The organism is Streptomyces sp. NPDC050560 (genome assembly GCF_044457285.1).
Taxonomy (GTDB): Bacteria; Actinomycetota; Actinomycetes; order Streptomycetales; family Streptomycetaceae; genus Streptomyces.
On sequence record NZ_JBITGT010000016.1, the window covers coordinates 1 to 22,060 of the forward strand.

A 22,060-nucleotide genomic window follows, 5' to 3' on the forward strand; every position below is an offset into this window, starting at 1 on the left:
GCTTCGGTGCGTAGCGGGTTGATCTCCGAGACCGCGCCGACGAACGTGGTCTTGCCCACGCCGAACCCGCCGGCCACCACGATCTTCGCCGAGGTCGTCGAGCGCGCCCCCTCAGAGCTTGCGTAGTCCACTGAGCACCCTTTCCAGCAGTGTCACATCCGGCTGACCGCCGGCGTTCTCGTCGCCGCCGGGCTGATGGATGGCGACGAGCCCGGCCTCCGCCAGGTCGGCGACGAGAATCCGCGCCACGCCCAGCGGCATCGACAGCAGCGCGGAGACCTCCGCCACCGACTTGACCTCGCGGCACAGGTGGCAGATCCGCTGGTGCTCGGGGAGCAGCCCCATGAGCTGTGCGGGGTCGGCGGTCGTGCTCACCAGCGCCTCTATGGCGAGCTGGTACCGCGGCCGGGTCCGGCCGCCGGTCATCGCGTACGGACGGACCAGCGGCTGGTCGCCCTCCGGCCCGTACGGGGCATGGTGGGACGCTCCGTACGGATCGTGAGAGGCGGTGGGCGGGGTCATGAATCCTCCGGGCGGGACAGCAGGTGGTCTGCGTGCCGTCTGACAGAGCCGGTGGGGGAACTGTGTGTGGCGGCCGGACGGTTGGGTGGTTCGTACGGTCGGTGATCGGGACGGTGGCGGTGGGGGCGGTGGTTCACGGTCGCCCTAGTGGAGCAGGCTGCCCTGGAGTTCTGCGCGTAGATCGGGGGTGAGTACCGCCCCCGCGCGGTCGACGAGCAGGGCCATCTCGTAGCCGACCAGGCCGATGTCGCACTCGGGGTGGGCGAGCACGGCCAGCGAGGAGCCGTCGGAGATGGACATGATGAACAGGAATCCCCGCTCCATCTCCACGACGGTCTGTGTGACCGTGCCGCCTTCGAAGATGCGGGACGCGCCCGCGGTCAGTGAGGTCAGTCCCGAGGCGACGGCGGCGAGTTGGTCGGCGCGGTCTCGGGGGAAGCCTTCGGACATCGCCAGAAGGAGTCCGTCGGCGGAGACCACCACGGTGTGGGACACCCCGGGGGTGTTGTCCACGAAGTTGGTGATCAACCAGTTCAGGTTCTGGGCCGCCTGGCTCATCGGGCTCAACTAACGCTCCTGCTGGTGAGTGGGGCTCGGGAAGCTGCCGGTAGCCGAGCCGGTACCGGCCTGGCGTCCCTGCTGGATGCCCCGACGAAGATTGGTCAGCCGACCGCGCACGTCATCAGGCGCACGCGACACCTGCGGACCGGCCTGGTGCTGTTGCTGCTGCGCCGTACCCGCGACGAGATTGGCGCGCGGTACACGGCGCGGCAGTCCCGAGGTGGTGACGCCGCCCGCCGTGGGCTGGCGGACCCGCTCGGCCTGGCGGCCGAGCTCGTCATTGGGCGAACTGCGCCAGGGGGAGGAGCTGTTCGCACCGTTCTGCCCCTGGGAGCCGTTCGCGCCGTTCAGACCGCCGGTACCGACGCCCGCGCCGTCGGGGCGTCCTTCGCCGCCCCCGCCGCGCTGCCCTGGCACCTGCTCGGGGCCCTGGGAGCCGCCGCCGCGGAACCAGTTGGTCTCCAGCGTGTCGTACAGCGGTGTGCGCCCGTCGCCCTGGCCGTTCGACGGCGGCAGCGAACCGCCGCCCGTGGGACGCGTGGGGCGCCGCTGGATGCCGCCCGCGTCGGGCCGCCCGGGAAGCGGCGGCCTGGCCGCGTCGAACATCCCGCGCTGCTGCTGCGGACGCTGCGGCGGCCCGTCGGAGAACCCGGGACGCTCGAACGAGCCGGTGCTCTCCCCGCGCGCGGGCGGCCGCTCCCCGTAGCCAGGGGCCTGGTACTGCCCCGACGGCGACTCGTCGTAGCCCTGCGCCGCGAACTGTCCGGTGGCGGCAGGATCACCGGCCCCCGGACGGCCGTCGTAGCCGCCGGGCATGGGGTACGAGCCGGTGTTCTCGGGTGCTGCGCCGCGTTCGTCGTAGGCGGGCGTGGGGTATTGGCCGCTGGTGCTGGGGTCTTGGGGGTTGTCGTAGCCGGGGGTCTGGTACTGGCCGGAGGGGGTTTCCTCGTAGCCGGGGGTGGCGTACTGGCCCGTTCCCTGGGTGTCGTAGCCGCCGGGCATGGGGTACGAGCCCGTGTTCTCCGGCGCACCGCCGCGCTCGTCGTAACCGGGCGACGCGAACGCGCCCGTGTCCTGCCCGCCGGAGCGGCGCGCGTCGAAGCCCGGCCCCGGGCGCTGCGCCGCGGAGCGCGGCGGCCCGAACACGTCGGGGCGCACGTACTGCCCGCCGGTGCCCGCGCCGGGCGGCGGCGCGTCGTAGTCGGGCACCGGGAACTGCGAGGTGGACCCGGGGCCCTGCTGCTCGTCCGTGATCCGCGGGATCTCCGACGTGGAGCCAGGACCGAACCGCGGCTCCTCGGCGGCGCCACCCGCACCGGGGCGCTCGCCGCCGATCCGCGGCAGCTCCGACGTCGAGCCGGGGCCGCCGCGCTCGCCGCGCCTGGCGAACACCGAGGGCCCTTCCGGCTCCTCGTGGCCGCGCGGCGCGTCGTCGCGCCCGGGACGCGGCATCTGCTGCTGCGCGCCCTCGCCGCCCCAGCTCGTCACCCGGGGAGGCCCGGACTGCTGCGGCTGCGGGTTGCCACCGGGCAGCTCCGCGCGCGGACCGCCGCGCGGCGGAAGCTGCGGCCTGCCCGCGTCGCCCGGCCGCCCACGGCCCTGGCGCTGCGGCGGCGCCTCGCTCCTGTTGCCCGTGGGCACACCGCGGTCGTCGAAAGCCCCCGCGCTCGCGGGCACCGGCCTTCCCGCCGGGAAGCCGCCGGGCTCCTGCGGGCCGCCGTCGCCGCCCCGCGAGGGCAGCGCGGGCCGCGGCGGCGTACCGGCGCCGACCTGGCCGCGCGGCGGCGCTCCCGCGCCGAGCCGTCCCGCCCGCTCCGGGCCCTGCGCGCCCACGCCTCCCGGGCGCCTGGCGGCAGCGGCGCCGACGGCGGCCTGCGCCGCGGCGGGACCGCCTGCCGCCGGTGCGCCGGGCTTGCCGGCCGGGGCCTTCCTGCCGCCCTGCGCGACGTCCACGGGCAGCATGACGAGCGCCGTCGTACCGCCGGAGTCGGAGGGGCGCAGTTGGATACGGATGCCGTGCCGCTGGGAGAGGCGGCCGACCACGAAGAGGCCCATGCGGCGGGAGACCGAGACGTCCACGGTCGGCGGCGACGCCAGCCGCTCGTTGATCGCGGCGAGGTCCTCGGGGGAGAGGCCGATGCCGGTGTCGTGGATCTCGATCAGCACCCGGCCGTCCGGCAGCGCGTGTCCTGTGACCTTCACCTTGGTCTGCGGCGAGGAGAACGACGTGGCGTTCTCCAGCAGCTCGGCGAGCAGGTGCACGAGGTCGTTGACGACGCGTCCCGCGACCTCGGTCGCCGGGATCGCCGCCAGCTCGATCCGCTCGTACTGCTCCACCTCGGACGCCGCGGCGCGCAGCACGTCGACGAGGGGGACGGGGCGCGTCCAGCGCCGTCCCGGCTCCTCGCCCGCGAGGACCAGGAGGTTCTCGCCGTTGCGTCGCATACGGGTCGCGAGGTGGTCCAGCTTGAACAGCGAGGAGAGCTGGTCCGGGTCGGCCTCGCGGGACTCCAGTTCGGAGATCAGCGAGAGCTGGCGCTGGATGAGGCCCTGGCTGCGGCGCGAGAGGTTGGTGAACATCGCGTTGACGTTGCCCCGCAGCAGGGCCTGCTCGGCGGCGAGCCGCACCGCCTCGCGGTGGACGTCGTCGAACGCCGCGGCCACCCGGCCGATCTCGTCACGGGAGTGGACACCGACGGACTCGACGGAGCTGTCGATGTCCTGCGGGTCGGACTCGGAGAGCTGCTTGACCAGCTCGGGCAGCCGGTCCTGGGCGACCTTGGTCGCCGTCTCCTGGAGGCGGCGCAGCGAGCGGATCATGGACCGGGCGACGACGAACGCGCCGACGAGCGAGACACCGAGGACGATCAGGATGAGCGCGCCGGAGATGATCGCGCTCTGCTTGGACTCGTCGCGCAGGTCGCGCGCCTTCTGCTCCATCTCGCTGAGCAGCGTCAGCTCGATCTTGTCCATGGCCTCCAGCTTGGTGGAGTCCGCGTCGAGCCAGTCCTTGTAGGAGCGCTTCTCCTGGCGCTTGATCCCGTCGGGCTGGGTGAGCACCTGCTGGATGTAGTTGCTTGCTTCCTTGACGGTGGGGTTGCCGTCGTCGAGCGGCTGGAGCAGCGTGTCCGAGTTGCCGGTGTAGATGCCGCTGAAGATGGCCAGCTCGGAGCGCTCCTTGTCGGAGGCGGCGAGGGCGTAGCGGCGGTCGGTCTCCGAGAGGTCGCCCGCCTGGGTGCTGTTGCCCGGCAGCGCGGCGGCGATGACGGCGCGCTGTACGGAGGCGTATTCCTTCGCGGAGGAGAACGCGGCGAGCGCGCGGGTGCGCTGGACCATCTCCGGGTTGGACGTGGCCTGGGCCATGTCCTCCGTGAGGGCCAGGAGCTGCTGCACCAACTGGCTGTAGGCGTCGACGGTCTGCGAGGACGACTGCTGGTCGTAGAACGCCTCTTTGCGGATGACCTTGATGTTGTTCAGCTGGCCCGTGATCTGGACGATGCTGGACCTGACGCCTTCGAGACCCTCGCGGCCGTCGGCCTTGTCGATCTCCTCGGTCTCTTCGATGAACGCCTTCTGCGCCCGGTCGGTCGCGGCACGCGGACCCTTGATGTCGAAGTCGGTCTGCTTGGTGCCGTGCGCGAGCGGACCGGCCGACGAGTCGCGCTCCTCCTGGAGCGCGCTGGCGAGCTGGGTCGCCTGCTTCGTCATGTCGGTCAGCAGCTTCATGTTGTCGAGCTGCCTGATGTCGTCCAGCGAGTCGTTGATGCGCAGACCACCCAGGGTGGACGCGGCGACCACGGGAAGCGCGAGCAGGGAGACCACACGGGTGGAAATGCGCCAGTTGCGCATCGCTATTCGCGGTCCCGGACCCAGTTGCTGCTTGGGCGCCGGGGCCGGCTTGGGGGGCTGTGCGCCACCGGGGGCCGACGCGCGGTCGGTGGAATCACCACCGTCGCCGGACGGCTGCGGCCCCGTGTTCTGGGCGTGCTGGGCCTGGGCACCACGCTCGGGCCCGCCCTGCGGCTCCGGCCCGGCCGAAGCGCTGCCATCCCTCTTGAAACGTCCCTGCACTAGCGTCGCAACCTCTGGACCAGGCGTCCCCCCGCGTTACCGGATGGGACGGTGTCGGCGTCATGGGGCACTGAGCACCCCGTTGTGGTCTGAGCGACCGGCGCTGGCCCCCTTCCGTCGCCACCCGGGGCTTGGGTCTCGCCCCTGTGCGCCGGCCCCGTTTCCCGCGGCGGTCCCGGGAATTCCAGCACAGTGCGGGATCTCCAACAAGGGCCGTGTACCAGCCTGTGACCCGCGTGACAGCCCGTGAGGACTACGTCACGTGACGTAGGAAGTGATCTCCTACATAACGGACTTTTGGTAGTGACCCGCCGCTGACCACGGATGATCGGAAGTGTTCGACCCACGGAACCATCCGGGGTGGAATGGTGGGCTCGGGTGGAGAATGTCCGATTCGAAATGATCATTCGCCGCCCTGGTTTGCCCCTTTATGGGATGGGATTCGTGAGCAAACTCACACGCAGATCATGGCCGCTTTCGGCCAACTGCCGGGAATTCGATGTTTAATCTGGCGCTTTACAGAAGCGTGCCAAGTGAAAAGTCCCGACGAAAGGCAGCCAGGACCGCCATGAAGACGACGGTGACGACAGCGACGTCAGCGATGTTCCGCACCATAGCCAACCCCCGGCGCACCACCCTGGCCCACCTCGCCGACGCCGCGGAGCTGACCCCGCAGCCCAGCCACCAGAACACCGAGCGGCTGCCCCTCAGGACCGCCAACCCCCGCCGCACCGTCCTCGTCGACGACCCCGCGGCCGCCGGAATCCCCGAGCAGCCCCTCGCCTAACGCGCGCAACGGGCGCCGCGCCCGCACCGCCCCGCCGTCCCGCGGACTCCGCGTCGCCCCGCACACGCGCCCGCGCGGGGCGGCCGACCGGCCCCGGGAACACCGGCGGAAACGGACGGCCCCGGGAACACCCACTGAACAGGCCCCGCGCGAGCCCTTCGCCGTGCGGGCCCCCACGGCCTTCGCGTTAGCCTGAGGCGTCAGATTCCGGCCGGTTCAGTGAGGGGCACAGGCAATCCCGTGCGCATCGCCAGATTCTCCATCGACGGCAATGTCGCCTTTGGCGCGGTAGAGGGCACCGACCCCGGTGACCTCGTCCTCGACATCATCAAAGGCATCCCGTACACGGACTTCGAACTGTCCGGTACGAAGGTCCCGCTCGGCAAGGTACGGCTGCTGCCGCCCGTGCTCCCCAGCAAGGTCGTCGCCTACGGGCGCAACTACCGCGAGCACGCCGCCGAGCTGGGCAACGAGGTCCCGCCCGTCCCGTTCGCCTTCCTCAAGCCGTCGACCTCCGTGATCGGCACCGGCGACGACATCGTCTACCCGGCAGTCTCCGAGGACGTCCACCACGAGGCCGAACTGGCCGTCGTCATCGGCAGGCTCTGCCGCGAGGTGCCCCACGAGCGCGTCGCCGACGTCGTCTTCGGCTACACCTGCGCCAACGACCTCACCGCCCGCGACCTCCAGCGCAGCGAGAAGCAGTGGGCGCGCGCCAAGGGCTTCGACACCGCCTGCCCCCTCGGCCCCTGGGTGGAGACCGACATCGCGCTCGCCGCGGCGAACGACCTCACCGTGCAGTGCACGGTCAACGGCGACCAGCGCCAGCTCGGCCGCACCAGCGAGATGATCCACCCGATCGAGGACCTGATCGTCAACATCACGGAGGCCATGACCCTCCTGCCGGGTGACGTCGTCCTCACCGGCACCCCCGCGGGGGTCGGCCCCCTGCGCCCCGGCGACGAGGTCGCCGTCTCCATCGAAGGCATCGGCACTCTCACCAACAAGGTGATCAAGCGTGGCTAACGGCACCGTCCGCGTACGTTTCTGTCCCTCCCCGACCGGCAACCCCCATGTGGGCCTGGTCCGCACCGCCCTGTTCAACTGGGCGTACGCGCGCCACCACGGCGGGGCCTTCGTCTTCCGCATCGAGGACACCGACGCGGCAAGGGACTCCGAGGAGTCGTACGAGCAGCTCCTCGACGCCATGCGCTGGCTCGGCTTCGACTGGGACGAGGGCCCCGAGACCGGCGGCCCCCACGCCCCGTACCGCCAGTCGCAGCGCATGGACCGCTACCGCGAGGTCGCCGAGCGCCTGCTGGAGGCCGGCCGCGCCTACCGCTGCTACTGCACCACCGAGGAGCTGGACGCCCGCAGGGAGGCCGCCAGGGCCGCCGGACGCCCCTCCGGCTACGACGGCCACTGCCGCAGCCTCACGCCCGAGCAGGCGGCCGCCTACGAGGCCGAGGGCCGCACCCCCATCGTCCGCTTCCGCATGCCCGACGAGACGATCACCTTCACCGACCTCGTCCGCGGCGAGCTGAGCTTCGCGCCCGAGCACGTCACCGACTACGGCATCGTCCGCGCCAACGGCGCCCCGCTCTACACCCTCGTCAACCCCGTCGACGACGCCGAGATGCGGATCACGCACGTACTGCGCGGCGAGGACCTGCTCTCCTCCACCCCGCGCCAGATCGCCCTCTACCAGGCCCTCATCGACCTCGGCATCGCCGAGCGTGTCCCCGAGTTCGGCCACCTGCCCTACGTCATGGGCGAGGGCAACAAGAAGCTCTCCAAGCGCGACCCGCAGTCCTCGCTCAACCTCTACCGCGAGCGCGGCTTCCTGCCCGCCGGGCTCCTCAACTACCTCTCCCTGCTCGGCTGGTCGCTCTCCGCCGACCGCGACGTCTTCTCCATGGACGAGATGGTCGCGGCCTTCGACATCGCCGACGTGAACGCCAACCCGGCGCGCTTCGACCTCAAGAAGGCAGAGGCGATCAACGCCGACCACATCCGTCTCCTCGACGAGAAGACCTTCGCCGGGCTCTGCGAGCCCTGGCTGCGCGCGCCCCACGCCCCCTGGGCGCCCGAGGACTTCGACCAGGCCGCGTTCGACGCCGTCGCCCCGCTCGCCCAGACCCGCGTCACGGTCCTCTCCGACATCACCCGCAACGTCGACTTCCTCTTCCTGACCGAGCCCGTACGCGACGACGCCTCCTGGGCCAAGGCCATGAAGGAGGGCTCCGACGCCCTGCTGAGGACCGCGCGGGAGCGGCTCGCCGCCCTGGAGCCCGCCGCCTGGCACGCCGAGGCCCTGAAGGGCGCCGTCGTCGCCGCGGGCGAGGAGCACGGCCTCAAGCTCGGCAAGGCCCAGGCGCCGGTACGCGTCGCCGTCACCGGACGCACCGTAGGACTGCCGCTCTTCGAGTCCCTTGAGGTCCTCGGCAGGGAGCGCACCCTGGCCCGCGTCGACGCCGCCCTCGCGCGCCTCGCGGCGTAGCGCACGCGCGCGCGTGGCGCCCGGGTGGGCACCACGCGCGCGTGCCGCCCGCCCGGACGCCCCCGGTGGCGCCGACGGCGCCCGGGCCCCCGCGCCAATACCGTTTTGGAGCGCCGTCGACCTTCGGGTAATGTTCTTCCTGCGCCGCCGGACAGGCCGAAAGGCAGGGCCGGAAGGGCGCACACCAAGGAAACCCCGTCAGGGGATTGTCCGATGGTGGGCTATGGTGTAATTGGCAGCACGACTGATTCTGGTTCAGTTAGTCTAGGTTCGAGTCCTGGTAGCCCAGCTCGCAGAGCATCTCTGCAAGGCCCCCGTTGTGTAGCGGCCTAGCACGCTGCCCTCTCAAGGCAGTAGCGCCGGTTCGAATCCGGTCGGGGGTACGGTCCATCCCGCGGGACGGCTGGGTAGCGCCCACCGATCCCGCGGTGACATCACCCGGCAAGGCCGGGTGGGATCGCCAGGCCCCCGTTGTGTAGCGGCCTAGCACGCCGCCCTCTCAAGGCGGTAGCGCCGGTTCGAATCCGGTCGGGGGTACCAGCTTTGCCCTTCCCACCTGGGGGAGGGCTTTCTTTTTCACCGGCTGGGGTTCGGGATCGTGCCCGGGGCGCCTTCGCGCCCCGGGGCACGGGTCAGTTCGGGCGGCGCAGGGCCTCCGAGAGGCGCCCGGCCGCGTCGATCACGGCCTGCGCGTGCATACGCCCCGGGTGCCGCGTCAGCCGCTCGATCGGACCCGACACCGACACCGCCGCCACCACGCGGTTCGACGGACCGCGCACCGGAGCCGACACCGACGCCACCCCCGGCTCCCGCTCACCGATCGACTGCGCCCAGCCCCTGCGCCGCACCCCCGACAGCGCCGTCGCCGTGAACCGCGCCCCCTGGAGCCCCCGGTGCAGCCGCTCCGGCTCCTCCCACGCCATCAGGATCTGCGCCGAGGAACCGGCCTTCATCGTCAGCGTCGACCCCACGGGCACCGTGTCCCTGAGACCGGAGAGACGCTCGGCGGCGGCCACACAGATACGCATGTCGCCTTGGCGGCGGTAGAGCTGCGCGCTCTCGCCCGTGACATCCCGCAGATGCGTCAGCACCGGGCCCGCCGTCGCCAGCAGGCGGTCCTCGCCCGCCGCCGCGGCCAGCTCCGCAAGACGCGGCCCCAGGATGAAACGGCCCTGTATGTCGCGCGCCACCATGCGGTGGTGCTCCAGGGCCACCGCGAGCCGGTGCGCCGTCGGCCGGGCGAGCCCCGTGGCCCCCACCAGCCCCGCGAGGGTGGCGGGCCCCGACTCCAGCGCGCTCAGCACGAGCGCGGCCTTGTCCAGTACGCCGACGCCACTAGAGTTGTCCATGCAACGATACTCGCGTCTCACTCTGTGAAACGCAAGTTCAATATGGCGTGGAACTTGTCACGCTGTATGTCATAGCGGCCGCGGACCCACGGCCCGTACGACCGCCGACGTACACATGACGCCCGCGTGCACCCCGCGGCGGGGCCATGTCTCTAGTTGGGCCGGGCGACGACGCCGGGCCGGAGGGAAAGCGATGGGTAGGACACTCGCGGAGAAGGTCTGGGACGACCATGTCGTCCGGCGCGCCGAGGGCGAGCCCGACCTCCTCTTCATCGATCTGCATCTGCTGCACGAGGTCACCAGCCCCCAGGCGTTCGACGGGCTCCGGCAGAACGGCCGCAAGGTGCGCCGCCTCGACCTGACCATCGCCACCGAGGACCACAACACCCCCACCCTCGACATCGACAAGCCCATCGCCGACCCGGTCTCCCGCGTCCAGCTCGAGACCCTGCGCGCGAACTGCGCCGAGTTCGGCGTGCGGCTGCACTCGCTCGGCGACGTCGAGCAGGGCGTCGTGCACGTCGTCGGCCCCCAGCTCGGCCTCACCCAGCCCGGCACCACCGTGGTCTGCGGCGACTCCCACACCTCCACCCACGGCGCCTTCGGCGCCCTCGCCTTCGGCATCGGCACCTCCCAGGTGGAGCACGTACTCGCCACCCAGACGCTGCCCATGGCCCGCCCCAGGACCATGGCCGTCACCGTCGAGGGCGAACTGCCCGAGGGCGTCACCGCCAAGGACCTGATCCTCGCCATCATCGCCAGGATCGGCACCGGCGGCGGCCAGGGCTACGTCATCGAGTACCGCGGCCCCGCCATCGAGAAGCTCTCGATGGAGTCCCGCATGACCATCTGCAACATGTCGATCGAGGCGGGCGCCCGCGCGGGCATGATCGCCCCCGACGAGACCACCTTCGCCTATCTCAGGGACCGCCCCCACGCCCCCACCGGGGCCGACTGGGACGACGCCGTCGCCTACTGGCGCACCCTGCGCACCGACGAGGACGCCGTCTTCGACGCCGAGGTCCTCATCGACGCCGCGGAACTGGCCCCCTTCGTCACCTGGGGCACCAACCCGGGCCAGGGCGCGCCGCTGTCCGCGAGCATCCCCGATCCCGCTTCGTACGAAGACGCTTCGGAGCGCCTCGCCGCCGAAAAGGCCCTGGAGTACATGGGGTTGGACGCGGGCCGGCCGCTGCGTGAGATCACCGTGGACACCGTCTTCGTAGGTTCCTGCACCAACGGACGCATCGAGGACCTGCGCGCCGCGGCGGCCGTCGTCGCCGGGCGCAAAGTCGCCGACGGGGTACGGATGCTGGTCGTCCCCGGCTCCGCGCGCGTCGGCCTCCAGGCCGTCGAGGAGGGGCTCGACCAGGTCTTCAAGGAGGCCGGGGCCGAATGGCGGCACGCGGGCTGCTCGATGTGCCTGGGCATGAACCCCGACCAACTCGCCCCTGGCGAGCGCTCCGCGTCCACCTCCAACCGCAACTTCGAGGGTCGGCAGGGCAAGGGCGGCCGCACCCACCTGGTGTCGCCGCAGGTCGCGGCCGCCACCGCGGTCCTCGGCCATCTGGCCTCGCCCGCCGACCTGTCCGACGCCGACGCCCCTGCGCCCGCGGGAGTCTGAGGAGACCATGGAAGCCTTCACCACCCACACCGGCCGGGCCGTACCGCTGCGCCGCGGCAACGTGGACACCGACCAGATCATCCCCGCCCACTGGCTCAAGAAGGTCACCCGCGACGGCTTCGAGGACGGCCTCTTCGAGGCGTGGCGCAAGGACCCCGACTTCGTGCTGAACAAGCCCGAGCGGCAGGGCGCCACCGTGCTGGTGGCGGGCCCCGACTTCGGCACCGGGTCCTCCCGCGAGCACGCCGTGTGGGCTTTGCAGAACTACGGCTTCAAAACCGTCGTCTCCTCCCGCTTCGCCGACATCTTCCGCGGCAACTCGCTGAAGAACGGCCTGCTCACCGTGGTCCTCGACCAGAAGGTCGTGGACGCCCTCTGGGAGCTGACGGAGGACGACCCGGCCGCCGAGATCACCGTGGACCTCCAGGAGCGCGAGGTGCGCGCCGAGGGCGTCACGGCCGCCTTCGAGCTGGACGAGAACTCCCGCTGGCGGCTGCTCAACGGCCTCGACGACATCAGCATCACGCTGCGCGACGAGGCCGACATCGCCGCATACGAGGCCAAGCGGCCCGCGCACAAGCCGAGCACCCTCCCCGCCTGACCCCCCGCCGCGTCGCCGAGCGCACGCCGGACCACCGGATGTACCCCCTGCCGCCCCCGGTTGGGGGTACATCCGTGTACGGGCTTTCCGCCCCGGATTTTCTGCGCGCCACGGCTCGCCGATTGGCCTCAACTCGCCTACGGTGCAGGATGAAACGGTTCTTCACGGAGATCCGTAAGGTGGGGTGTGAAGGCCGCTCGGCGGGACACCCGGGAGGCGCAGTTGCGCCCCGCCCGGGCGACAACTCGCCTCAGATGGCACAATCGGTGCATGGAACGCGACAGCCAACTGGGTCTCTACGGCGTCGTCGCGGACCAGCTCAAGGTCGCGCACGAAAGGGTGCGCGCACTGCAAGTCCCGGAGAGCGTACGGATGGCGCTGACCCGGAAGCTGCTGGTCATTACGGCCGCGGCCAAGCACGACCTCGCCGAAGCCGCAAGGCGCCTGGAACAACTGAACGCAGACCTCGACGAGGGCCGATTCCCCCCGGCCGACTGACCGTCGGGCCGCCGCGGACTCTCCCGGACGTGCACGTGGGCCGAGTCCGTTGCGGCACAAGGGTGATTAGGCCGTTTCGTGTTTGATTTGCGGTATATATCTGCCTAACGTGCGAAAAAGCTTGAACAGATTCGTTCTGGCGATGTCTCCGAAGGGGAAGACGTGAACAAGGCGCAGCTCGTAGAAGCGATTGCCGACAAGATGGGCGGGCGTCAGCAGGCGGCCGACGCGGTCGATGCCGTCCTGGACGCCATCGTCCGCGCTGTTGTCGGCGGGGACCGCGTGTCGGTCACCGGCTTCGGGTCGTTCGAGAAGGTCGACAGGCCCGCCCGCTATGCCCGCAACCCGCAGACCGGGGAGCGCGTCCGGGTCAAGAAGACCTCGGTGCCGCGGTTCCGCGCGGGTCAGGGATTCAAGGACCTGGTGAGCGGTTCCAAGAAGCTCCCGAAGAACGACGTGGCCGTCAAGAAGGCGCCCAAGGGCAGCCTTTCGGGTGGCAGCACCAGGACCACCGCCAAGGCGGCGGCCAAGAAGGCCACGGCGAAGAAGGCGACCACCAAGAAGGCCACGGCGAAGACCACGGCCCGCGCCACCACCGCCAAGAAGGCCGCCACGAAGAAGACCACCGCGGCGAAGAAGTCCACCGCCAAGAAGGCGACCTCGGCGGCCAAGAAGTCCACCGCCAAGAAGTCGGCTCCGGCGAAGAAGGCCACCGCCAAGAAGGCCCCGGCAAGGAAGTCGGCGGCCCGCAAGACCACGGCGAAGAAGGCCACCGCCCGCAAGAGGTGATCACGGGGTGAACCACACGCCGGGCCGGACTCCCACCGGGAGTCCGGCCCGCGGTGTGTCCGGTGGCGGTACGGGACGGGGGCACGGCGCGCGCTGAGGCGGGTGCGCTGCGCCTGCGGCGGCTCTCTTGGGTGTTTACGCGACCCGCGGGTCTCCGGCGGCGCTGATGGGCGCCCTACAGCGTCTGAAGCGTCACGAGCGTGATGCGCCGCCCGGCGGCACCCGCACTGTCCTCGTTGGTCCCGGCATGCGCGCCGTCCTTGGCGTGCGTGGCGTCCTCGGGGGTTTCCCCGTCCGCCAGTTCGATACGCACGCGCTGCCCGGGACGGAGCAGCCGTAGCCCGCCCGCGTCGAAGGCCGCGGCGTCGAACGCCACCGGCGTCCCGTCGTCGAGCAGCACACTCCCGCTGCGGGAGTCGGGGTCGTATGTGTACGCGGTGGCCTGCATGGGGGCCAGGGTAGGCGGTGGGCGGGGAGTTCGCGCGGAGGAGGGATACGTCGCAGCGGCTCGCGAGTACGCGCGCGCGTACGGGTGCGGCCGTGGGGGCGGGCGGGGTCGGTACGTCGCCGTGGGCCACGGGCATGCGCGGGTGGGGCGTGACGGTGCGGAGACGTCGCGGCGGGCTCGCGCGCTACGTCGCCGCGGCTGCTAGCCACGCGCGCGTGCGCTATACGTCGCCGCGGCTTCGCCGCGTGCGCGCGTGTGCTGAGGAAGCGGGGCGCCGCCGCTTCCGCCGCCTCAGTCGGCGATGAGGAGTCCAGCGGCGGCGGCTGCCGTGCGTGGGCCCACACCCAGCGCGAGTGCGGCCCGCAGGTCCATGCCGGTGTCCACGTCCTGGCGCACCGAGTCGACCCCCGTCGTCAGCAGCTCCACCGCGCCGGACGCCGCGTGCCGCGCCCGCGACGCGGTGCCGAAGGCAGGGGCGAGGTCCACCCCGGGCGCCGCCGCCAGCAACGTCGTACCGACGCCCGTGCTGTCCGCCAGGAACGCCCGCGGCCACAGCGCCGCCGCCCCCAGTACCCGGACCAGCTCCCGCGGACGCAGCGCCGGCAGATCCGCGTTGAGCGCCGCCACCGCGGCACCGGGCCTTGCGGAGCGCACCGCAGCCGCGCCGTGGACCAGGGCGGCGTTGAGACCGGCGTCCGGGACGTCGGGCACGATCACCGCGCCGAGCGCCGCAAGCTCCCGCCCCGCGACGTCGTCGTTGGTGACAACCGCCACATCGGCGACCGATTCACACGCCAACCCCGAGGCAACCGTGTCCTGCGCGAACGCCAGCGCAAGGCCCGGACGCACCCCGTCGTCCGCTGTGTCCGACAGTCTGCTCTTCGCCCGCACCAGGGGTTTCAGCGGTATGACCAGGTTCCACTGCACGAACACTCCATCTCCTCGCAACGCGCCCATTGTGGCCCCTGACCAGCATTCGTCCAGGTGCGCCCCGGGGTGTGAGGCGTCTGAAGGCCGGGCCAGGACAGAGGCGACGCGACGGGCCTGGGCGTACCGTGTGCTCGACAGACCGGCGGCCTCGGGCCAAACTTGTGCAGCCCGTCAGGCCCTAGAGGAAGGTGCACGTGTGCCCCGCCGCAGAATCGGCTTCTGGTACCGCCTGGCGGCCGCCATTTGCAAACCTGTGCTGGTGACTGTCATCAAGCGGGACTGGCGTGGAATGGACAACATGCCAGCCGACGGTGGTTTTATCACCGTGCTCAACCACAATTCGTACGTAGATCCGTTCGCGTACGCCCACTACCAGTACAACACCGGTCGCGTTCCGCGTTTCCTGGCCAAGGACAGCCTTTTCAGCAAGGGATTCGCGGGCGCCGTGATGCGGGGCACCCAGCAGATTCCCGTGTACCGGAACTCGCAGGACGCGCTGAGCGCCTTCCGCGCCGCCATCGCCGCGGTGCAGCGCGGCGAATGCGTCGCCTTCTACCCCGAGGGCACTCTCACCCGCGACCCCGGCCAGTGGCCCATGACGGGCAAGACCGGCGCGGCCCGGGTGGCGCTGGAGACGAAGTGCCCGGTCATCCCGGTCGCGCAGTGGGGTGTCAACCACCTGTTGCCGCCGTACGCGAAGAAGCCCGACATGCTGCCCCGCAAGACGCACCATGTGCTCGCGGGGCCCCCGGTCGACCTGTCGCGCTTCTACGACCGGCCCATCACCTCCGCGCTGCTGAAGGAGGTGACGGAGGTCATCATGGCCGCCGTCACACGGCAGCTCGAAGTCATCCGCGGCGAGGACGCCCCCAAGACGCCCTACGACCACAAGCAGGCCCTCAAGGAGCGCCGTCGCAAGGACGCCCCCCAGGAGCGCTCCCAGACCGGGGACGACGCCCCGCAGGGCGGTGCCGGGGCCGCGAAGAGCGGCGACGAGGCACACAAACAGCCCGAAGCTGTCGGCGCCGACGAGGCCGGGGAGGCGAACACCGGCTCCGCCGCGCCCGCAGCCGACGGAGCGGTCGCCGCGCGGGACGTAGCGGCAGATGTGGCGCAGGGCGCCGCCAGCAACGCCGACGTCGCCGACGTCGCGGAGGACGCGACACATGTCGCGAAAGACGCGACACACGTAGCGGCGGACGGCGGCGTGGCGGATGACGCCGGACACGTAGCGCCGGACGGCGACGTCGCGGGCGACGTGGCCGCGGGGAACGTAGCGGGAGACGTAGCCGAGGACGGGAAGGACGCCGCGGAGGACGTAGCGGGCGAGCCGTCCCACGACGCCGCACAGGACGAAGCCCCGTCGGGCACCGCGAAGCCCGGTACCACGGCCGCAGGCCGTATCGCGCCGCAGGGCGGTGCCGGCGACGGCGCCGCCGTGGGCAAGGCGGCGCACAGCGGTGCCGCGCGCGGCGACGACGGTGCGGAGGCCGGTACGTGAGAGGCACCACCTCGCCAGGCCCCACGCCGCCGCCACCCCGGGTGGCGATCTACGGAGCAGGGTCCTGGGGCACCGCCTTCGCGGTGATCCTGGGCGACGCGGGCTGCAAGACCACCCTCTGGGCACGCCGCCAGGACGTCGCCGACGCGATCAACACCACCCGCACCAACCCGGACTACCTCCCGGACGCGACACTGGCCGGGAACGTGCGCGCCACCACCTCCGCGGCCGAGGCCGCCGAGGGCGCGGACTTCACCGTCCTCGCCGTCCCGGCCCAGACGCTGCGCGGCAACCTCGCGCGGTGGGGGCCGCTGCTCGCGCCCGACACCGTGCTCGTGTCACTCATCAAGGGCGTCGAACTCGGCTCCGCGATGCGGATGACGGAAGTCGTCGAGGACGTCACCGGCATCGGAGCCGACCGCGCCGCCGTCGTCACGGGGCCCAACCTGGCCCGTGAGATCGCCGCCAGGATGCCCGCGGCTGCCGTCGTGGCCTGCCGGTCGGAGGACGTCGCCAAACGGCTCCAGGCGGCCTGCCACACCCCGTACTTCCGCCCGTACACCAACACCGACGTCGTCGGCTGCGAACTCGGCGGCGCCGTCAAGAACGTCATCGGCCTCGCCGTGGGCATCGCCGACGGCATGGGGCTCGGCGACAACGCCAAGGGCTCGTTGATCACGCGCGGACTCGCGGAGACCACCAGGCTCGGCCTGGCCATGGGCGCTGACCCGATGACCTTCTCCGGCCTCGCCGGGCTCGGCGACCTGGTGGCGACGTGCTCGTCACCGCTGTCGCGCAACCACACCTTCGGCGCCAACCTCGGCGGCGGCATGAGCCTGGAGGAGGCGGTCGCCGCCACCCGGCAGACCGCGGAGGGCGTCAAGTCCTGCGAGTCGGTCCTCGACCTGGCCCGCAGGCACCGGGTGGACATGCCCATCACCGAGACGGTCGCCGGCATCGTCCACGAGGGCCTTTCGCCGGTCGTCGCCGTCAAGGAGCTGATGGGCCGCAGCGCCAAGCCCGAACGGCACTGACCCCGCGGCGCCGCCCACCAGGCGGCGCCGTGCCGCGCCGTCGTCGCGCCGCCACGTCCCCTGGCACGTCGCGCGCTGACGCCGCGGAGGGCAGCGGGTACCCTCAACGCGATGAGCGCCGAGAACTCCCCCCAGAAGCACGAGAACCGCAAGCCGTGCGTCGCCGTCGTCTTCGGCGGACGCAGCTCCGAGCACGGCATCTCGACCGTCACCGCGGGTGCCGTACTGCGGGCGATCGACCGCTCGAAGTACGACGTCCTGCCCATCGGCATCACCGCCGAGGGCCGCTGGGTGCTGACCGCGGACGCGCCCGAGCGCATGGCCATCGCCGACCGGCGGGTGCCGACGGTGACGGAGCTGGCCGACGCCGAAAGCGGCGGCGTGCTGCTGCCCGTGGACCCGGCGAGCCGCGAGGCCGTCTACACGGAGCCCGGCGCGGTGCCCAAGGTGCTCGGCGAGGTCGACGTCGTCTTCCCCGTCCTGCACGGGCCCTACGGCGAGGACGGCACCCTCCAGGGCATGCTGGAGCTGTCCGGCATCCCCTACGTCGGCTCCGGCGTCCTCGCCTCCGCGGTCGGCCAGGACAAGGAGTTCATGAAGCGGGTGTTCGAGTCCGCCGGGCTCCCCGTCGGCCCGTACCTGGTGATCAGGCCGCGCGAGTGGCAGCGCGACGAGCAGGGCGCACGCCGCAGGATCGCCGACTTCGCCGCCGAGCACGGCTGGCCGCTGTTCGTGAAGCCCGCCCGCGCCGGCTCCTCCATGGGCATCACCAAGGTCGACTCCTTCGCGGGGCTCGACGAGGCCCTGGAGGAGGCGCGCAGGCACGACCCGAAGATCCTCGTCGAGTCGCTGCTGCGGGGCCGTGAGATCGAGTGCGGCGTCCTGGAGTTCGAGGAAGGCCCGCGCGCGAGCGTGCCCGCGGAGATCCCGCCCGTCACGGCCCACGACTTCTACGACTTCGAGGCCAAGTACATCGACTCCGCCTCCGGCATCGTGCCAGCGCCGCTCACCGACGAGGAGACCACGGAGGTCCAGCGGCTCGCCGTCGCCGCCTTCGAGACCGCGTCCTGCGAGGGCCTGGTGCGCGCCGACTTCTTCCTCACCGACGACGGCTTCGTCATCAACGAGATCAACACCATGCCCGGCTTCACACCGATCTCGATGTACCCACGCATGTGGCAGGCCGCGGGCCTGGACTACCCGCAGCTCGTCGACCGCCTGATCCAGGCGGCCCTGGACCGCCCGACGGGGCTGCGTTAGCCGCCCACGCGCGCGAGAGACCCCGCGAACGCCCGCCGGACGGCGGCTCGCGGGAGGGGAGAAGCGCCCCCGGGTCGCCCCCGGGTGCGGTCGACGACGGGGTGAGACGGGCCGATGACGTAGCGGACCTGCCGCGGACACGTAGCGGCCCGTTGCCCACCACGCGCGCGTGTCACGCGACGCCCGCTTGATTCACGCGGCGCCCGCCCGACGGCGAACGGCGCGTACACGCGCGCGAGGTGTGCGCGACTCCCGCGCGTGCGCGCGTCAGGCGATTCCCTCGGGCACCGACTTCTTGACCGGCCCCGCGAGGTCGGTGAGCGGTGCCAGGCCGTCGTCCTTGCGCTGCTTCGGCAACGTCACCTCGACGTACGCCTTGCGCAGCGTGCTGGTGAACCGGTACGAGCCGTCCGACTGCTGCTCCACCAGCCAGCCCACCCCGTTGACGTCCACCCCGTCCGCGTTCTCGTCGCCCATGGCGGCGGGCCGCACCACGCCGCAGCGCAGTATGATCGCCGGATCACCCCACCCCGCGGTCAGAGCCGACGCGGGAGAGGGATCGTCCCGGTCAAGACCGTCGACCCGCTGTGGCAGCCGGTGGTCGAGGCTGCGACAGTAGGCGGCGGCCTTCGTGTCCGGAGACGGGACCACCGCCTCCGTCCCACCCGACGCCGTGCACCCCGCGGCGGCGAACACCGCGGCCGCCACCACGGCAACGGCGGGCGCAGCCCGGCGGAGCACCGGGACGGCAACAGGGCGCCAGTGGTGGAAGGACATCACCGGCCAAGAGTAGACGGGGCTACAGATGCACGACCGGGCAGGTCAGGGTGCGGGTGATGCCCTCAACCCGCTGCACCTTGGCGACCACGATCCGGCCCAGGTCGTCCACCGCGTCCGCCTGGGCCCGCGCGATCACGTCGTAGGGGCCCGTCACGTCCTCGGCCTGGATCACACCGGGGATCTTGCTGACCGTCTCCGCGACGGCCGACGCTTTGCCGACCTCCGTCTGGATCAGGATGTACGCCTGTACCACGGAACCTCCAGGGCGGCCACGAGGATCATGGGAGAGAAGGGACGCCACGGTATCGCGTCGTCACTCGCCGGGGGGAGACCCGGGGCGGCTGTGGCGCAGCCCGGTGGCGGCCACGGCGGGCCACACGGCGCGGAAGGGACACAGGCACGATGAAGGGAAGCGTGGGCGAGGCGGGGGAGTTCGGGCTCATCAGAGAGCTGACGTCCCGCCTCACCACCACCCCGGCGGTCAGGCTCGGCCCGGGCGACGACGCCGCGGTGGTGTCGGCGCCCGACCGCAGGGTGGTGGCGAGCACCGATCTCCTCGTCGAGGGGCGGCACTTCCGGCGCGACTGGTCCACGGCGTACGACGTGGGCCGCAAGGCGGCGGCGCAGAACCTCGCCGACATCGCCGCCATGGGCGCCGTGCCCACCGCGCTGCTGCTGGGCCTCGTAGTGCCGTCGGAGCTGCCTGTGGCATGGCCGAGTGAGCTGATGGACGGCCTGCGGGACGAGTGCCAGGTCGCGGGCGCGGCGGTGGTCGGCGGCGACGTCGTCCGCGGCGACACCATCACCGTGGCCATCACCGCCCTCGGCGACCTCCGCGGTCTCGAACCGGTCACCCGCTCCGGCGCCCGCGCGGGCGACGTCGTCGCGGTCACCGGCTGGCTCGGCTGGTCGGCCGCGGGCTACGCGGTGCTCTCGCGCGGGTTCCGCTCCCCGCGCGCGTTCGTCGAGGCGCACCGCAGACCGGAGCCCCCGTATCACGCGGGCCCCGCGGCGGCCGGGCTCGGCGCCACCGCCATGGTCGACGTCAGCGACGGCCTCGTCGCCGACCTCGGGCACATCGCGCGCGCGAGTGACGTCCGTATCGACATCAGGTCGCGCGCGATCGACGTGCCGTCGCAGATGAACGACATCGGGCAGGCCGTCGGCGTCGACCCGCTGCGCTGGGTGCTCACCGGGGGAGAGGACCACGCGATCGTCGCGACGTTCCCGCGCGGCACCAAGCTGCCCGCCCGCTGGAAGACCATCGGCGAGGTGCACGCGCCGTCGTCCCTGCCTTCCGTGACCGTCGACGGCGCCCCGTGGACCGACCAGAGCGGCTGGGACCACTTCTCCGACATCGAGGGCTGACCGGTGGCCACACCACCCCCCGCGCCCCTGCCGGGCGCCACCCAGGCGCCGCCCACGGTGCTGACCGTCGCGGGCTCCGACTCCTCGGGCGGCGCCGGCATCCAGGCCGACCTGAAGACGATGCTCGCGCTCGGGGTGCACGGCATGAGCGTCATCTGCGCCGTCACCGCGCAGAACTCCCTCGGGGTGCAGGGTGCCTGGGAACTGCCCGTCGAAGCGGTACGCGCGCAGTACCGCAGCGTCGTGGACGACATCGGCGTCGCCGCGGTGAAGACCGGGATGCTCTCGTCGGCGCCGTTGGTGGAGACCGTCGCGGAACTGGTCGCGGGCACCGAAGCGCCCCTCGTCGTCGATCCCGTCGGCGTCTCCAAGCACGGCGACGCGCTGCTCGCCGACTCCGCACTGGACGCCGTACGGGGCGCCCTGCTGCCCGCGGCGACCGTCGCCACCCCGAACCTGGACGAGGTCGCCACCCTCACCGGCGTACGCGTCGAGTCCGTGGACGACATGCGGCGCGCGGCCGACGCCGTCCTCGCGCACGGCCCGCGCTGGGCGCTGATCAAGGGCGGGCACCTCGCCGCGGAGCGCCACCGGGAGGCCGTCGACCTGCTCACCGACGGCGCGACGGAGCACTGGCTGCGCGCCCCCAGGATGGAGGTGCGGCACACCCACGGAACCGGCTGCACGCTCGCGTCCGCGCTCGCCTCGTGGCTCGCCAGGGGGCTGCCGGTGCCGCGGGCGGCCGAACTCGCCAAGGAGTACGTGACGGGCGCCATCGCCGGAGGCTACGCGCTCGGCGGCGGCATCGGGCCCGTGGACCACGGATGGCGCCTCAGGGCCCCTGGAGGGTCCTCAGACGGCCCCGCGAACACCTGAGCACCTGAGCCTGGGAGCGGCGTGTGCGGTCGTCCGGCGCCCTGAGGTGCCCCTGGGGCGGTCGGGGCTCCCGCTGCCGTGGCGGACGGACCGGTTCCGGCGTCCGGGAACGCCGAAGAGCCGGCCCCACAAGGGGACCGGCTCCAAGAGCAACCAGCGGGTGGCGCGCCAGGACGTTATGTCAGCGCGAGACCTTGCCGGCCTTGATGCACGAGGTGCAGACGTTGAGCCGCTTCGGCGTCCCTCCGACCACGGCACGCACGCGCTGGATGTTCGGGTTCCAGCGGCGCGGGGTGCGGCGGTGCGAGTGGGAAACATTGTTGCCGAAGCCCGGCCCCTTGCCGCAGACATCGCAGTTGGCAGCCACGGGTCACTCCAAAGACTTCAGATGCACTTACGGTGGACGTCCCGGCATGCCCGGGATCAGTGATCTGAGTGGCGGTGCCAGGGAAAGGCCCGAAACGATCGGGCAACCGGAGCAGCATACAACGCCTGCGTCCGGACAGGAAAATTACCATGTCCCGCCGAGCACTCCCGCCCGCGCGTGGCACTCCGCGGCCC

The 22,060-nt window shown here is 71.9% G+C and carries 20 protein-coding genes, 3 tRNA genes and 2 pseudogenes; 15 read left to right on the forward strand and 10 right to left on the reverse strand.

Features of this window, described 5'->3' with window-relative positions:
• From ACIBIW_RS30285 to ACIBIW_RS30300, 4 genes and pseudogenes are all read right to left on the reverse strand, one after another.
• Positions 1-131: pseudogene (locus ACIBIW_RS30285) on the reverse strand (ATP-binding protein); the annotation flags it as partial.
• Positions 112-522 (reverse strand): DUF742 domain-containing protein, encoded by a 411-nt coding sequence (locus ACIBIW_RS30290; protein WP_399340624.1) that lies wholly within the window; start codon positions 520-522, stop codon positions 112-114. The pseudogene ACIBIW_RS30285 and the gene ACIBIW_RS30290, both read right to left, overlap by 20 nt.
• 144 nt (positions 523-666) lie before the next feature.
• A complete protein-coding gene (locus ACIBIW_RS30295; RefSeq protein WP_399340850.1) occupies positions 667-1,080 on the reverse strand; it encodes a roadblock/LC7 domain-containing protein in 414 nt (137 codons plus the stop codon).
• Between the two features lie 9 nt (positions 1,081-1,089).
• Positions 1,090-5,154, reverse strand: coding sequence for a nitrate- and nitrite sensing domain-containing protein (locus ACIBIW_RS30300; protein ID WP_399340626.1), 4,065 nt, complete (start codon positions 5,152-5,154; stop codon positions 1,090-1,092).
• 568 nt (positions 5,155-5,722) lie between these two features.
• Between ACIBIW_RS30300 and ACIBIW_RS30305 the strand changes: the two genes are divergently transcribed.
• The 6 genes from ACIBIW_RS30305 (at position 5,723) to ACIBIW_RS30330 (ending at position 8,981) form a co-directional block, all read left to right on the forward strand.
• On the forward strand, positions 5,723-5,941 hold the full coding sequence (locus tag ACIBIW_RS30305; RefSeq protein WP_399340628.1) for a hypothetical protein: 219 nt from the start codon (positions 5,723-5,725) through the stop codon (positions 5,939-5,941).
• Between the two features lie 240 nt (positions 5,942-6,181).
• Positions 6,182-6,967: a fumarylacetoacetate hydrolase family protein gene (locus ACIBIW_RS30310; RefSeq protein ID WP_399340630.1), complete on the forward strand. Its 786-nt coding sequence runs from the start codon at positions 6,182-6,184 to the stop codon at positions 6,965-6,967.
• Entirely contained in the window at positions 6,960-8,441 is a 1,482-nt protein-coding gene (gene gltX, locus ACIBIW_RS30315; RefSeq protein ID WP_399340632.1) for a glutamate--tRNA ligase, read from the forward strand. Before ACIBIW_RS30310 ends, gltX begins: the two co-directional genes overlap by 8 nt.
• Before the next feature lie 217 nt (positions 8,442-8,658).
• Positions 8,659-8,730, forward strand: a tRNA-Gln gene (locus tag ACIBIW_RS30320).
• Between the two features lie 21 nt (positions 8,731-8,751).
• A tRNA-Glu gene (locus ACIBIW_RS30325) sits at positions 8,752-8,824 on the forward strand.
• Between the two features lie 81 nt (positions 8,825-8,905).
• Positions 8,906-8,981: transfer RNA gene (locus ACIBIW_RS30330), tRNA-Glu, on the forward strand.
• A gap of 92 nt (positions 8,982-9,073) precedes the next feature.
• Here the strand turns inward: ACIBIW_RS30330 and ndgR are convergent.
• On the reverse strand, positions 9,074-9,790 hold the full coding sequence (gene ndgR / locus ACIBIW_RS30335) for an IclR family transcriptional regulator NdgR (RefSeq protein ID WP_399340634.1): 717 nt from the start codon (positions 9,788-9,790) through the stop codon (positions 9,074-9,076).
• Between the two features lie 193 nt (positions 9,791-9,983).
• Between ndgR and leuC the strand changes: the two genes are divergently transcribed.
• The 4 genes from leuC to ACIBIW_RS30355 all read left to right on the forward strand — a co-directional run bounded on the left by leuC (position 9,984) and on the right by ACIBIW_RS30355 (position 13,302).
• Positions 9,984-11,414 carry a 3-isopropylmalate dehydratase large subunit gene (gene leuC / locus ACIBIW_RS30340; RefSeq protein ID WP_399340636.1) on the forward strand — a complete coding sequence of 477 codons (1,431 nt, stop codon included), beginning with the start codon at positions 9,984-9,986 and terminating at the stop codon, positions 11,412-11,414.
• A 7-nt stretch (positions 11,415-11,421) separates the two neighbouring features.
• Positions 11,422-12,015: a 3-isopropylmalate dehydratase small subunit gene (gene leuD, locus ACIBIW_RS30345; RefSeq protein ID WP_399340639.1), complete on the forward strand. Its 594-nt coding sequence runs from the start codon at positions 11,422-11,424 to the stop codon at positions 12,013-12,015.
• A gap of 270 nt (positions 12,016-12,285) precedes the next feature.
• Positions 12,286-12,513: a hypothetical protein gene (locus tag ACIBIW_RS30350; RefSeq protein ID WP_399340641.1), complete on the forward strand. Its 228-nt coding sequence runs from the start codon at positions 12,286-12,288 to the stop codon at positions 12,511-12,513.
• 162 nt (positions 12,514-12,675) lie between these two features.
• On the forward strand, positions 12,676-13,302 hold the full coding sequence (locus ACIBIW_RS30355) for an HU family DNA-binding protein (protein ID WP_399340643.1): 627 nt from the start codon (positions 12,676-12,678) through the stop codon (positions 13,300-13,302).
• Between the two features lie 175 nt (positions 13,303-13,477).
• Here the strand turns inward: ACIBIW_RS30355 and ACIBIW_RS30360 are convergent, their stop codons facing one another.
• Together ACIBIW_RS30360 and cofC are read right to left on the reverse strand one after the other, a co-directional pair.
• The gene (locus tag ACIBIW_RS30360) at positions 13,478-13,750 is read right to left on the reverse strand and encodes a hypothetical protein (protein ID WP_399340644.1); all 273 of its coding nucleotides are present in this window, start codon (positions 13,748-13,750) and stop codon (positions 13,478-13,480) included.
• Between the two features lie 291 nt (positions 13,751-14,041).
• Positions 14,042-14,677 (reverse strand): 2-phospho-L-lactate guanylyltransferase, encoded by a 636-nt coding sequence (cofC, locus tag ACIBIW_RS30365; protein WP_399340851.1) that lies wholly within the window; start codon positions 14,675-14,677, stop codon positions 14,042-14,044.
• A 199-nt stretch (positions 14,678-14,876) separates the two neighbouring features.
• Here cofC and ACIBIW_RS30370 point away from each other — a divergent pair.
• From ACIBIW_RS30370 to ACIBIW_RS30380, 3 genes and pseudogenes are all read left to right on the forward strand, one after another.
• Positions 14,877-15,570, forward strand: a pseudogene (locus ACIBIW_RS30370) (lysophospholipid acyltransferase family protein); the annotation flags it as partial.
• Between the two features lie 652 nt (positions 15,571-16,222).
• Positions 16,223-17,215, forward strand: a complete 993-nt coding sequence (locus ACIBIW_RS30375) for an NAD(P)H-dependent glycerol-3-phosphate dehydrogenase (protein WP_399340853.1) — start codon at positions 16,223-16,225, stop codon at positions 17,213-17,215.
• Between the two features lie 111 nt (positions 17,216-17,326).
• The gene (locus tag ACIBIW_RS30380) at positions 17,327-18,475 is read left to right on the forward strand and encodes a D-alanine--D-alanine ligase family protein (RefSeq protein WP_399340645.1); all 1,149 of its coding nucleotides are present in this window, start codon (positions 17,327-17,329) and stop codon (positions 18,473-18,475) included.
• 267 nt (positions 18,476-18,742) lie between these two features.
• Here the strand turns inward: ACIBIW_RS30380 and ACIBIW_RS30385 are convergent, their stop codons facing one another.
• Both ACIBIW_RS30385 and ACIBIW_RS30390 read right to left on the reverse strand, forming a co-directional pair.
• Positions 18,743-19,252: a DUF3515 domain-containing protein gene (locus tag ACIBIW_RS30385; protein ID WP_399340855.1), complete on the reverse strand. Its 510-nt coding sequence runs from the start codon at positions 19,250-19,252 to the stop codon at positions 18,743-18,745.
• Positions 19,253-19,274: 22 nt separating this feature from the next.
• Positions 19,275-19,508: an Lrp/AsnC family transcriptional regulator gene (locus ACIBIW_RS30390; RefSeq protein WP_399340648.1), complete on the reverse strand. Its 234-nt coding sequence runs from the start codon at positions 19,506-19,508 to the stop codon at positions 19,275-19,277.
• A 149-nt stretch (positions 19,509-19,657) separates the two neighbouring features.
• Between ACIBIW_RS30390 and ACIBIW_RS30395 the strand changes: the two genes are divergently transcribed.
• Together ACIBIW_RS30395 and thiD are read left to right on the forward strand one after the other, a co-directional pair.
• On the forward strand, positions 19,658-20,623 hold the full coding sequence (locus ACIBIW_RS30395; RefSeq protein WP_399340650.1) for a thiamine-phosphate kinase: 966 nt from the start codon (positions 19,658-19,660) through the stop codon (positions 20,621-20,623).
• A 27-nt stretch (positions 20,624-20,650) separates the two neighbouring features.
• The gene (gene thiD / locus ACIBIW_RS30400; protein WP_399340857.1) at positions 20,651-21,499 is read left to right on the forward strand and encodes a bifunctional hydroxymethylpyrimidine kinase/phosphomethylpyrimidine kinase; all 849 of its coding nucleotides are present in this window, start codon (positions 20,651-20,653) and stop codon (positions 21,497-21,499) included.
• Between the two features lie 181 nt (positions 21,500-21,680).
• Here the strand turns inward: thiD and rpmB are convergent, their stop codons facing one another.
• The gene (gene rpmB / locus ACIBIW_RS30405) at positions 21,681-21,866 is read right to left on the reverse strand and encodes a 50S ribosomal protein L28 (protein WP_399340652.1); all 186 of its coding nucleotides are present in this window, start codon (positions 21,864-21,866) and stop codon (positions 21,681-21,683) included.
• Between the last annotated feature and the right edge of the window lie 194 nt (positions 21,867-22,060).